This window comes from Devosia sp. FJ2-5-3 (genome assembly GCF_029201545.1).
Classification (GTDB): Bacteria; Pseudomonadota; Alphaproteobacteria; order Rhizobiales; family Devosiaceae; genus Devosia.
The window spans coordinates 2,167,771-2,179,928 of record NZ_CP104007.1 but is presented as its reverse complement, the minus strand read 5'-3'; the positions used below and the strand labels follow the sequence as shown (position 1 = coordinate 2,179,928).

Sequence of the window (12,158 nt, the reverse complement as noted above, 5' to 3'; positions counted from 1 at the left end):
TTCCGCTATGCAATTGAATTTTAAGGGTAAAACTGTCGTCGTCACCGGAGCTGCGCAGGGCATTGGTCGGACCATAGTTGCCGCGATGAGCCAGGCCGGGGCACGCGTTGCAGCGCTCGACATGGACGCCGATGGCCTGAAGCTGGCCGAGGCGGCGGGTGCCGAACTGACCCTTACCCTTGACCTCTCGGAGCGCCAAAGCGTCCTGGACGCCATGGAGAGTATAGCCCAACGTCTGGGGACGGTGGACATCCTCGTTACGGCTGCCGGAGGCGTTCGCGGGCAGGTTGCTCAACCCCTTGAAAATGTTTCCGAAAGCGCCTGGCACCAATTATTCGCGGCCAATGTCGACGGTGCCTTCTATTGCGCCCAGGCCGTCGCGCCGTTGATGAAGGCAAGGGGTTGGGGCCGTATCGTCACTATTGCCTCCGGGGCTGGGCTACGGCCGAGCCTCACCGGCATCCAGGCCTATAGCTCGGCCAAGCATGCGCTGGTGGGGCTTACCAAGCAATTGGCGCTCGAGCTTGGGCCACACGGGATCACGGTCAACAGCGTGGCGCCGGGCTTCGTCCTGTCCAATCCGGCGACGCAGCGACAGTGGGAAAGCTATGGTGCCGATGGCCAGAAACGACTTGTCGAGGGCATCCATATGCGCCGCTTGGGACAGCCGGAAGACATTGCAAATGCAGTGCTTTTCCTGGCCTCCGAGCAGGCAGGCTGGATCTCGGGGCAAATTCTCAGCGTCGATGGCGGCCGGGCCTAGCGATTGAGCAGCACGCGGCCGAGGATATCGATCTGCATTCCGTCAAACGCCGGCGTTACCTGCGCCGGCGTTTCGGCGTCGGTCCGGTGGTAGTCGAGATCGATATGCATATTGGTCAAAATGGCCTGCCGCGGCGAAAAACGCTCAATCAGATCGAGTGTTTCGGGAAGGCTGAGATGGCTCGGATGCGGGGTCGGGCGCAGCGCGTCGATGATCCAGAAATCGAGGTTCTGCACCGCCTCGGCGGAGTCTTCCGGCAGCTCCGAGAGATCACAGCTATAGGCTAAACCCTTGATTTTATAGCCCAAGGAATTGATGTCGCCGTGGATCTGGAGGAAGCTTGAAACCTCGATCGTCCCGCCGGGTCCTTCGACGGCAATCGTATCCCCGGCCGTAATTTCGTGCGCATTGAGAATCGGCGGGTAGCTGCTGCCCGGCGGCGTCGTGAAACAATAGCCAAATGCGCTCCGCAGCTTATCCCCGCACTCGGACGTGAAATAAACATCGACCCGGCGCCGATTGTGCAGCGCCAGGACGCGCAGATCGTCGATGCCGTGGGAGTGGTCGGCATGCTCGTGGGTGTAGAGCACCGCATCGACACGGTCGACATTGGCATCGAGCAACTGTTCGCGCAAATCTGCGCCGGTATCGATGAGGATCCGCGTTGGCTCAGCAATGCCCTCGCGCCAGCCCTCGACGAGGAGCGAGCAGCGGCGGCGGCGGTTGCGGGGCTCATGGGGATCGCAGGCACCCCAGACATTGCCGATGCGCGGCACGCCGCCGGACGAAGCACAACCCAGAATGGTGGCAACGATCCGGTTCGGCTCGACCATGGTCAACGCGCTGCCTTGGAAAAGAGACGGAAGAAGTTCTCGGTGCTTTCGCGACCGACCTGCTCGAGGCTGACCCCACGGATTTCCGCGACTTTTTCCGCCGTGTGGCGGACATAGGACGGCTCGTTGGGCTGGCCGCGATGCGGGATCGGCGCCAGATAGGGCGCGTCGGTCTCGACGAGGTACCGATCGGCCGGCACGATCTGGGCAACCTCCTGAATTTCCTTGGCATTCCGGAAGGTTATGATCCCGGAAAAGGAGATGTACCCGCCCAAGGCCAATGCCCGCTCGGCAAGGTTACGGCTGGCCGTGAAGCAGTGCAGGACGAAGGGGAACGCCCCCTGCTCGCTTTCCTCTTCGAGGATGGCGGCCATGTCGTCATCGGCCTGCCGGCTGTGGATAACCAGGGGAAGGCCGGTCAAACGGGCGGCAGCGATATGGCGGCGGAGCCCGGTTTCCTGCGCTTCACGCGGTGCGTTATCGTAGAAATAGTCCAGCCCTGCCTCGCCGATGGCAATGCAACGGGGATGGGCACTGAGCCGAACCAGATCCTCGGTCTGGATGTGCAATTCCTGGTCGGCATTGTGCGGATGGGTGCCGACCGAGCACCACACATTGGGATATTTCTCGGCCAGCGCCGCATATGTGGAAAAGTTATCCACACGTGTGGAAATCGTGACCATGCCGGTCACGCCAGCCGCCTCGGCACGGGCGAAAACCCCCTCCAGATCGGCGGAGAGGGACTCGAAATCGAGGTGGCAGTGACTATCGATCAGCATTTATTCGACCGGTTTTTCCAGACGCGCAAACACGCCTTGCGGTGCCGGCAGGTCAGAATTTGTTATCAATCCGTTAGCATTTGCGGCATCAGCAAGTGAACGCTGGTCATCCGGCACAGCCAGCTGCTCGAGCAGGCGCGCAGCCGATGCCGGAACGAAAGCCTGCATCGGAATGGCGAGGCGACGAACCGTATCAGCCGTAACGTAGAGGACGGTGGCCATGCGGACCGGATCGGTCTTCTTGAGCGCCCAGGGCTCCTGCGCGGCGAAATAGTTATTGGCCGAGCTGAGGGCCGAGATGATGGCGCCGGTGGCTTCGTGGACCAGCTGCTGGTCCATGGCCTTCTGGGCCGTCTCGAGCGCCTCGGTGACTTCGGCGATCATGGCGTTGTCGGCATCGGTCAATTCGCCAAGCGCGGGCACCCTGGCCTCGCAGTTCTTGTTGATCATCGACAGCGAACGCTGGGCGAGATTGCCAAGATTGTTGGCGAGGTCCGCATTGACGCGATTGACCAGCTTCTCGTTGGAATAGTCGCCGTCATTGCCGAAGGAGACTTCGCGCAGGAAGAAGTAGCGCACCGCGTCCTGGCCGAAGGTCTCAACCAGATGGAACGGGTCGATGACATTGCCCAGCGACTTGCTCATCTTCTGGCCGTCGACGGTGAGGAAGCCGTGGGCGAAGACGCGGTGCTGCACCTCGAGACCGGCGCTCATGAGGAATGCGGGCCAGTAGACGGTGTGGAAGCGAATGATGTCCTTGCCGATGACATGCAGATCCGCCGGCCAGAATTTCTTGAACAGCGCGCTCTGTTCGTCCGGGTAGCCGAGACCGGTGATGTAATTGGTCAGGGCATCGACCCAGACATACATTACATGGCCTTCGGCGCCCGGGACAGGAATGCCCCAATCGAAGGTGGTGCGGGAGATCGACAGGTCCTGGAGGCCGCTCTTCACGAACGAGATGATCTCGTTGCGACGCTCCTTGGGCGCGATGAAGTCCGGGTTGGCCTCGTAGAGGTCGAGCAGCTTCTGCTGATAGGCCGAGAGGCGGAAAAAGAAGGTGGGCTCTTCGACCCATTCGACTTCGGCGCCGGAAGGGGCAAAGCGCTTGCCATCCTTTTCGGTCAGCTCGCCCTCATCGAAATAGGCCTCGTCGCGCACCGAATACCAGCCGGCATAGGTGGACTGGAAAATGTCGCCATTGGAATTGGCAGCCATCTTCTTCCAGATAGCCTGCGACGCCTCGTGGTGGCGCGGCTCGGTGGTGCGGATGAAATCGTCATTGGAGAGGTTCAGCGCGGCGGCGAGACTCTTGAACGCGCCGGCATTGCGATCCGCCAGTTCCTTGACCGGAATGCCTTCCTTGGCCGCCGTCTGCACCATCTTGATGCCGTGCTCGTCGGTGCCGGTGAGGAAATAGACCTCACGGCCCTCCAGACGCTTCCAGCGGGCGATGGCGTCGGTTGCGATCATCTCATAGGCGTGCCCGATATGGGGGGCGCCATTGGGATAGGAAATCGCGGTCGTGACGTAAAAGGGCTTGGCGGTCATTCTTGCTCGATGGGAATGGCAGTGTTTGCTCGGTGCTTCCGGATGGCGTCAAACACCACGACAAGTGTCTGTTTCATGTCGAGATTGACGCTGTCGGCCTCCAAAAGAAGCGCGTGTGCCTTGTCCCATAGCTCGGTGGCTGAGGCAAGCCGCATCCGGCTTTGCCGGTCAAAGGCCGCGTTGCGGGCTTCGTCGGCGAGCCAGTCGGATAGGATTTCGCGCGCAAAGGACATGTCCGGCCCCTGCGGATCGGCGCCAAGAGCATCGGCAAGCTGCAGGGTCGCGCCATTCGGCATGTTTTCTGGGGCCTGCAGCCAGGCGATCAGCGCACCCACCGGCGAATTTTCGCCCAGCGCCAGGGTCTCGAAGGCGCGGCGCGGGCGGCCACCGGCCAGCTGCACGGCACGGTTGAGGGTCTCGGCGTCGATATCGGGCATGCCGGTGCGCACCACCTCTTCCACGAGCGCGGCCTCGAGCGGGCGGAGCGCAATGTTGTGGCAGCGCGATTTGATGGTGGGCAGCAATTGCCCCGGGCGATGGGAAACCAGCAGGAAGGTGGTATCGGCCGGGGGCTCCTCCAGCGTCTTGAGGAGCGCATTGGCGGCCGAGGGATTGCAGTCATCGATGCTGTCGAGAATGGCGATGCGATGGCCCGCGCGCCCCCGTGTGTGATGGAGGGCGTCGCGCAGCTCGCGCACATCCTCGACGCGGATGGCGGTATAATAGCCCTTGGCGTCCTTGAGGCGGCGGCGCAGCACGAAGAGATTGGGATAGGAGAGCGCCGCGACCTGCTCACGGACGCGCTCGGGGGCCTCATCGCCCGTGGCGGTGAGGATGGCGAGGGCCATCTCGAAGGCGAAGGTAGCCTTGCCGACGCCCTGGGGGCCGTGGAGCATGATCGCGCCGGGCAGGCGGCGCTGGTGCAATTGATCGAGAATGGCGGCGCGGGCAAGGTCATGGCCGATGGCCGCCTGGCGCGCCTCGGGGAGCGGCAGGCCTTCGAGCGCGTTCGGATCGCTCATGCGCCGGCTCCGGCCCCGAGTTCAGGGAAACGCTCGGTCACGACCCGCCAGATGTCCTCGGCGAGGTGTTCCTCGGGCTGCTCGGCCGAAAGGACGACGCAGCGATCGGGATTGTTGCGGGCGATATTGAGGAAGCCGTCACGCAGGCGCCTGTGCCAGTCGAGCTCTTCCTTCTCGAAGCGGTCTCCGGTGAGGGCCAGGCCATCCTCGACGGCGCGCATTTCCACGCGCTTGAAGGCGATGGCGGGATCCATGTCGAGCACGATGGTGAGATCGGGGACGTGGCCCTCGAGCGCCAGATCCTCGAGCGCATCGATGAGCTTTTCATCAACGCCACCGGTCAGCCCCTGATAGGCGCGGGTCGAATCGCAGAAGCGGTCGGAGATGACCCAGGTGCCCCGCGACAGATTGGGCGCGATGAGCTGGGTGACGTGGTCGTGGCGGGCAGAGGCGAAAAGGACTGCCTCGGCGCCCGGGCCCCAGCTCTCGGAGCGGCCCTGCAGGATATAGGAGCGGATGGCCTCCGCCTTGGGCGTGCCGCCGGGCTCGCGCGTGCGCACGGCGGTGACACCGCGCTGGCCCAGACTGGTCATGAGGCGCTTGACCTGGGTGGATTTGCCTACGCCTTCACCCCCTTCGAAGGTGATGAAGCGGGCCGGTTTGTCTTTCGGCGCGTCGAGCATGTGCCGCCTGGTTGGTTGGTTCGGTTTCTTTTAGGGCAAGCGGATGGCCGGGGGAAGGGTTTGGGGCGAGATGGGGGCTGTTGGAGGCGTGCACCAAGGCTTTGCCACTGGGGCGAGCGCTATTGGGGCTCCCTGCCCGCCATTCGAGCGTAGCTCTCATGGCCTCTGAACCTAAACTCGCTCCACTGGAGCGAATTTGCCTGCGGCATGGTTCAGAGCCAACCCAACGCGAGTTGTTTCAGGGCGTCGGTGGCACGGCGGACGAGGTCGCCCTGCCCGACCGTCTCCGCGGCGTAGAGCGGCGCGGTCTGCACCAGCTGGTCATTGCAGAACACCTGCAGCTCGGCGATTTGCGTGCCCTGCTGGATGGGCGGCATCAGCGGGCTGACGAAATTGACCGTCGCAGAGAGGCACTGGCGCGAGCCGCGCGGCAGATAAAGCGCGATCTCGCCATTGCCCACGAGCGCGACATTGCTCTTTTCACCGCCATATACATCGGCATAGGCGACGACCTTGCCCTCCGGATAGGCCGAGAAGCGCTCGAAGGCGCGCATGCCCCAGGTGAGGAGTTTGCGCCCCTCTTCGGCGCGTTCGCGCATCGAACCGAGACCGTGGACCACGGCAACGAGGCGGCGATCGCCCTGCGCCGTCGAGAGCACGACGCCATAGCCGGCAGCCTGGGTATGACCGGTCTTGAGGCCATCAACGCCAATGCCGACATCGATCAGCGAATTGCGGTTGGCCTGCTTGATGCCGTTCCACTCCATCTCCGGTTCGGAGAAATAGTGGTAATATTCGGGGAATTCGCGAATGAGGTAGCGGCCGAGATCGGCCAAATCCCGCGCGGTCGAATATTCGTCCGGGTCCGGCAGGCCGGTGGAATTGGTGAAATTGGAATCATCGAGCCCGATCTGACGGGCGAGTTCGTTCATCATCGCGGCAAAGCTGGCTTCGCTGCCGGCAATGCCTTCGGCAAGCACGATGGCCGCGTCATTGCCCGACTGGATGATGACGGAGCGGATGAGGTCTTCGACCCGGATCTGGGAATTGAGCTCGGCGAACATGGTCGAGCCGCCCGACGAGGCGCCGCCCGTCCGCCAGGCGTTTTCGGACACGAAGAATAGATCGTCCTTGGTGACGCGCCCCGCGCGCAATTCGTTGAACACCACAGCTAGCGTCATCAGCTTGGTCATGCTGGCCGGTTCGAGCCGGATGTCCGCATCCTTCTGAAAGATGACGGTGCCGGACTCGTAATCCGTCAGCACGGCGAACTTTGCCTTGGTCTCGAACTGGGCCTGGGCAAAGGCGGGTGACAGGGTGAAGGCGAGAGCGACGATGGCGAGGATCAGTCTCACAGGCAATCCCTTGCGGTCACTTCGGAACGGTCGCGAACAGCTCCGACTAATAGAGAATTATATCGCCGAGGCCAAGTTCCCGTGCCAGATCGAGCGCATCCTGACGCTCAACGCCGGGCTTCAAATGGGTGAGAGTGAGGCGGGTCGCCGGCTTGCCGCCGACAGTGACCGGCTCTTCGGCCACGGCGCCGAGGACGGCAAAACGCTCGGCGAGCGCGATGGCGTTGTCCTGATTGGCAAAGATGCCGAGCCCAAGCTTGATCGCACGGCTATCCGCATCGACGCTGGCAGCCCAGGCCTGCAGATCGGGCGACTGGCTTGCCATGGCGTTGACCGCCGCATGGGCGGTGCCGATGCCGGCGTCCACCTGCTCGGGCGTCGAATCCGCGTAACCGAACAGGCCGCTGATGAAATTGGTGGTCATGCCGACAAGGCTGCGATTGCTCTCGGCGGAGGCGACCTGGACATTGCCGCGCCCGCCGCCGAAATCGGCGGGGCCATTATAGCTGGCAACGAGCGTGCGGGTATCGTCGCCCTCGAGCGGCGCCTGGCCGACATATTCGACGGCGACACTGGCCGAGCCATTGTTCACATAGCCGAGCATGGACGCCGCTCGATGGGACAGATCGATAATGCGACCGGACACATAGGGACCGCGATCATTGACGCGGACAACGAGCGAGCGGCCATTATCCCGGTTGGTCACCCGGACATAGGACGGCAGCGGCAAGGTGGGATGGGCCGCCGTGATGGCGTTGGCCGAAAAGATCTCGCCATTGGCGGTGCGGCGGCCGTGGAAATCGGCGCCATACCACGAGGCCGTTCCGGACGCGGAATAGCTCGGATCGTGCTGGGGCACATAGGTCTTGCCGCGCACCGTATAGGGCTGGCCGATCTGATAGCGCCCGCCGCCGCGGGGCGGATTGGGATTGGTGGTGACGCGGGGCGACACCGAAACCCCATATTCCTTGGAGGTGAATGCACCGCGATTCACGGTGGGGCCAAGCCCCGCGCCGCCCATACAGGCAGCCATCGTCGGGGCGATCAGGGCAGCAAGGGTCATTGTGCGGACGGCTTTGCGCCAAGTGGTCGTCACGGTACTCTATACTCAACTCGCTTGGGACTATCGGCGCAGCATCCTAAGCTGGATGCAGACAATTTACCGCAAGTTCTCACTTTGCTGGTTTAGGAGGCCTTAACGCCAACACAAGCTTAGCCCGATAGGCGGCATTTTCCGCAATGGGCGGCGAATTGAGGCAGTGATGCCTTGGCGCTTGACTGATATAAAGATATCTTTATGTGATGCCTGCAGCGTTATCCACGCAGGCCCAAAACTGAAAGAGAGGACGGCATGAGCCCCTCGCCCGACCGGATCGACCAAAACCTTGCCCTGCCCGACTGGACCGAAGTGCGTTCTGCGCTCGCCGGGGCCATGCAGGAGCGTATCCTGATCCTCGACGGCGCCATGGGCACCATGATCCAGCGCCTCGGCCTGACCGAGGAGAATTTCCGCGGCGAGCGGTTCAAGGACTGGGGGCACCCGCTCAAGGGCAATAACGACCTGCTCGTCATCACCGAGCCGCAGATGATCGAGGATATCCACTACGCCTACTATATGGCGGGTGCGGATATCGTCGAGACCAACACGTTCTCGGCCACTTCGGTGGCGCAGGCGGACTATGCCTGCGAAAGTGCCGTCTACGACATCAATTATCAGGGCGTCGTGGTGGCGCGGCGCGCGGCCCTGCGGGCGCAGGAGACAGACGGTCGCCGTCGATTCGTGGCCGGCGCCATCGGGCCGACGACGAAAACCTCGTCCATGTCCACCGACGTCAACAATCCGGGCCATCGCGTCATTACATTCGATGATCTGGTCCAAGCCTATGGCGAGGCCATTCGCGGGCTGGTGGATGCCGGCGCGGATCTGCTGCTGTTCGAGACCATCACCGACACGCTCAACACCAAGGCCGGCATCTTTGCCGCCCAGCGCCTGTTCGAAGAGCGCGGCATCGACGTGCCGATCATGATTTCGGGCACGATCACCGACCTGTCCGGGCGCACGTTGTCGGGCCAGACGCCGACCGCGTTCTGGTATTCCATCCGCCATTCGAACCCGATCACCATCGGGCTCAACTGTGCGCTGGGCGCCGACCTCATGCGCGACCACATCGCCGAGCTTTCCGGCGTCGCCGATACGTTTGTCTGCGCCTATCCCAATGCCGGCCTGCCCAATGAAATGGGCGGCTATGACCAGACGCCCGAGCAGATGGCCGGTCAATTGCAGAGTTTTGCCAGCGATGGCCTGCTCAACATCGTCGGGGGCTGCTGCGGCTCGACGCCGGACCATATCCGCGCCGTGGCGCAGATGGCCGCGCAATACCAGCCGCGCAAGGTTCCCGAGATCGAGCGCAAGCTGCGTCTCGCGGGCCTTGAGCCCTTCACGCTGACCAAGGACATTCCCTTCGTCAATATCGGCGAGCGCACCAATGTCACCGGCTCGGCCCGGTTCCGCAAGCTGATCACGGCGGGCGACTACAACGCCGCCCTCGACGTGGCCCGCGACCAGGTCGCCAATGGCGCCCAGATCATCGACATCAACATGGATGAGGGCCTGATCGACAGCCAACAGGTGATGATCGATTACCTCAACCTCCTGGCGGCCGAACCCGATATCGCCAAGGTGCCGCTGATGATCGACAGTTCCAAATGGGACGTGATCGAGGCTGGTCTGAAGTGTGTGCAGGGCAAGGCGCTGGTCAACTCGATCTCGCTCAAGGAAGGCGAAGAAGCCTTCATCCATCACGCCAAGCTGGTGAAAGCCTATGGCGCCGCCGTGGTGGTGATGGCGTTCGACGAGACCGGACAGGCAGACACCAAGCAGCGCAAGGTGGAAATCTGTGCGCGAGCCTACAAGATCCTGACCGAAGTGGTCGGCTTCCCGCCCGAAGACATCATCTTCGACCCCAACGTCTTTGCGGTCGCGACGGGCATCGAAGAGCACAATAATTACGGCGTCGACTTCATCGAGGCGACCAAGGAGATCACCGAGAGCCTGCCGCATGTGCATATCTCGGGTGGCATTTCGAACCTCAGCTTCTCGTTCCGCGGCAATGAGCCGGTACGCGAGGCGATGCACGCCGTGTTCCTCTACTATGCCATCCAGAATGGCATGGACATGGGCATCGTCAATGCCGGCCAGCTGGCGGTTTATGAGAGCATCGACAAGGAACTGCGCGACGCCTGTGAGGATGTCATCCTCAATCGCCGCGCGGATTCGACCGATCGGATGCTTGAGCTGGCCGAGCGCTACAAGGGCCAGGGCGGCGGCGCCGGCAAGGCCAAGGATCTTTCCTGGCGCGAGCTGCCTGTGGGCGAGCGCATCACCCATGCGCTGGTCAACGGCATCACCGAATATATCGAGGCCGACACCGAGCTCGCCCGGCAGGAAGCGGCCCGTCCGCTCCACGTCATCGAAGGCCCGCTCATGGCCGGCATGAACGTCGTCGGTGACCTCTTCGGCTCGGGAAAGATGTTCCTGCCGCAGGTGGTCAAATCCGCCCGCGTGATGAAGCAGGCCGTGGCCTATCTCCTCCCCTTCATGGAGGAAGAGAAGAACGCCAATGGCGAGGCCGCCGGCCGACAGAGCGCCGGCAAGGTGCTGATGGCGACGGTCAAGGGCGACGTGCACGACATCGGCAAGAACATTGTCGGCGTGGTTCTGGCCTGCAACAATTACGAGATCGTCGATCTCGGCGTCATGGTGCCGACCCAGAAGATTCTCGAAACCGCGCGGGCGGAGAATGTCGATATCATCGGACTCTCCGGGCTCATCACCCCCTCGCTCGACGAGATGGTGCATGTGGCTGCCGAAATGGAGCGCGAGGGTTTTGACATTCCGCTGCTGATCGGTGGCGCGACCACCAGTCGTGTGCATACGGCGGTCAAAATCCATCCGCGCTATGCCCGTGGCCAGGCGGTCTATGTCAACGACGCCAGCCGCGCCGTGGGCGTGGTGTCCAATCTTCTGTCCCCGGACACGAAGGTCAGTTTCATCGAACAGGTGCGGGCCGAATATGCCAAGGCCGCCGCAGCCCATGAACGGGCCGAGCACGAAAAGAAGCGCCTGCCGCTGACCTCCGCGCGCGAAAACGCCTTCAAGCCCGACTGGACCGGCTACACGCCGCCCAAGCCTAGCTTTACCGGTATCAAGACCTTTACCGATTTCGATCTGGGTGAGCTGGCCCAATATATCGATTGGACCCCCTTCTTCCAGACCTGGGAGCTCAAGGGGCGTTATCCGGCCATTCTCGAAGACGAGCGGCAGGGCGAAGCTGCGCGGGCGCTCTGGGTCGACGCCCAGAAGATGCTCAAGCAGATCATCGAAGAGAACTGGTTCAAGCCCAAGGCGGTGGTCGGCTTCTGGCCGGCCAATGCGGTGGGCGACGACGTCAAGCTGTTCACCGGCGAGGATCGCACCGAAGAGCTCGAAACCCTGTTCACGCTGCGCCAGCAACTCTCCAAGCGCGACGGCAAGCCGAACATGGCGCTCTCCGACTTCGTCGCGCCGCTCGACAGCGGCAAGCCCGACTATCTCGGCGGCTTCGTGGTGACGGCCGGGCTCGAGGAAGTGGCGATCGCCGAGCGCTTCGAAAAGGCCAATGACGATTACTCGTCCATCCTGGTCAAGGCACTGGCGGACCGCTATGCGGAGACGCTGGCCGAGTTCATGCACATGAAAGTGCGCCGTGAACTCTGGGGCTATGCCGCCGACGAAACGCTGACGCCGGACGAGATAATCCTCGAAACCTATCGCGGCATCCGCCCGGCACCGGGCTATCCCGCCCAGCCGGACCATACCGAAAAGACGACGCTCTTCCGCCTGCTCGACGCCGAGAACACTGTTGGCGTATCGCTCACGGAGAGCTACGCCATGTGGCCGGGTTCTTCGGTCTCCGGGCTCTATTTCAGCCACCCCGACGCCTATTATTTCGGCGTTGCCAAGGTGGAGCGCGACCAGGTGCTCGACTACGCCCAGCGCAAGGGCATGGCGGTGGAAGAGGTCGAACGCTGGCTCGGGCCGATCCTCAACTACATGCCCAACAAGATTGCTGCGGAGTAGACATGGAGTGCGGTTGCAGCGCGTGTCGCCCTATCCCATCTCTCCCCGATCAA

9 protein-coding genes are annotated in these 12,158 nt (G+C 62.7%); 2 read left to right on the top strand and 7 right to left on the bottom strand.

The genetic code is table 11. The features are described from left to right. Positions 1-7 precede the first annotated feature (7 nt). Positions 8-763 (top strand): SDR family NAD(P)-dependent oxidoreductase, encoded by a 756-nt coding sequence (locus N0P34_RS10590; RefSeq protein WP_275603215.1) that lies wholly within the window; start codon positions 8-10, stop codon positions 761-763. On the opposite strand, the gene N0P34_RS10585 is transcribed toward N0P34_RS10590, so the two are convergent. From N0P34_RS10585 to N0P34_RS10555, 7 genes are all read right to left on the bottom strand, one after another. Then, on the bottom strand, positions 760-1,596 hold the full coding sequence (locus tag N0P34_RS10585) for an MBL fold metallo-hydrolase (RefSeq protein WP_275606959.1): 837 nt from the start codon (positions 1,594-1,596) through the stop codon (positions 760-762). The genes N0P34_RS10590 and N0P34_RS10585 overlap by 4 nt on opposite strands. 2 nt (positions 1,597-1,598) lie before the next feature. After that, entirely contained in the window at positions 1,599-2,375 is a 777-nt protein-coding gene (locus N0P34_RS10580; RefSeq protein ID WP_275603214.1) for a TatD family hydrolase, read from the bottom strand. Next, positions 2,376-3,926, bottom strand: a complete 1,551-nt coding sequence (gene metG, locus N0P34_RS10575) for a methionine--tRNA ligase (protein ID WP_275603213.1) — start codon at positions 3,924-3,926, stop codon at positions 2,376-2,378. After that, a complete protein-coding gene (locus N0P34_RS10570) occupies positions 3,923-4,948 on the bottom strand; it encodes an AAA family ATPase (RefSeq protein WP_275603212.1) in 1,026 nt (341 codons plus the stop codon). Before N0P34_RS10570 ends, metG begins: the two co-directional genes overlap by 4 nt. Continuing rightward, a complete protein-coding gene (tmk, locus tag N0P34_RS10565; RefSeq protein WP_275603211.1) occupies positions 4,945-5,631 on the bottom strand; it encodes a dTMP kinase in 687 nt (228 codons plus the stop codon). The genes N0P34_RS10570 and tmk overlap by 4 nt, the downstream gene beginning before the upstream one ends. Positions 5,632-5,843: 212 nt before the next feature. Beyond that, positions 5,844-6,986 carry a D-alanyl-D-alanine carboxypeptidase family protein gene (locus N0P34_RS10560; RefSeq protein ID WP_275603210.1) on the bottom strand — a complete coding sequence of 381 codons (1,143 nt, stop codon included), beginning with the start codon at positions 6,984-6,986 and terminating at the stop codon, positions 5,844-5,846. 46 nt (positions 6,987-7,032) lie between these two features. Next, positions 7,033-8,049 (bottom strand): septal ring lytic transglycosylase RlpA family protein, encoded by a 1,017-nt coding sequence (locus tag N0P34_RS10555; RefSeq protein ID WP_345774421.1) that lies wholly within the window; start codon positions 8,047-8,049, stop codon positions 7,033-7,035. Between the two features lie 288 nt (positions 8,050-8,337). On the opposite strand from N0P34_RS10555, the gene metH reads away from it, so the two are divergent. Beyond that, a complete protein-coding gene (metH, locus tag N0P34_RS10550; RefSeq protein WP_275603209.1) occupies positions 8,338-12,105 on the top strand; it encodes a methionine synthase in 3,768 nt (1,255 codons plus the stop codon). Positions 12,106-12,158 lie beyond the last annotated feature (53 nt).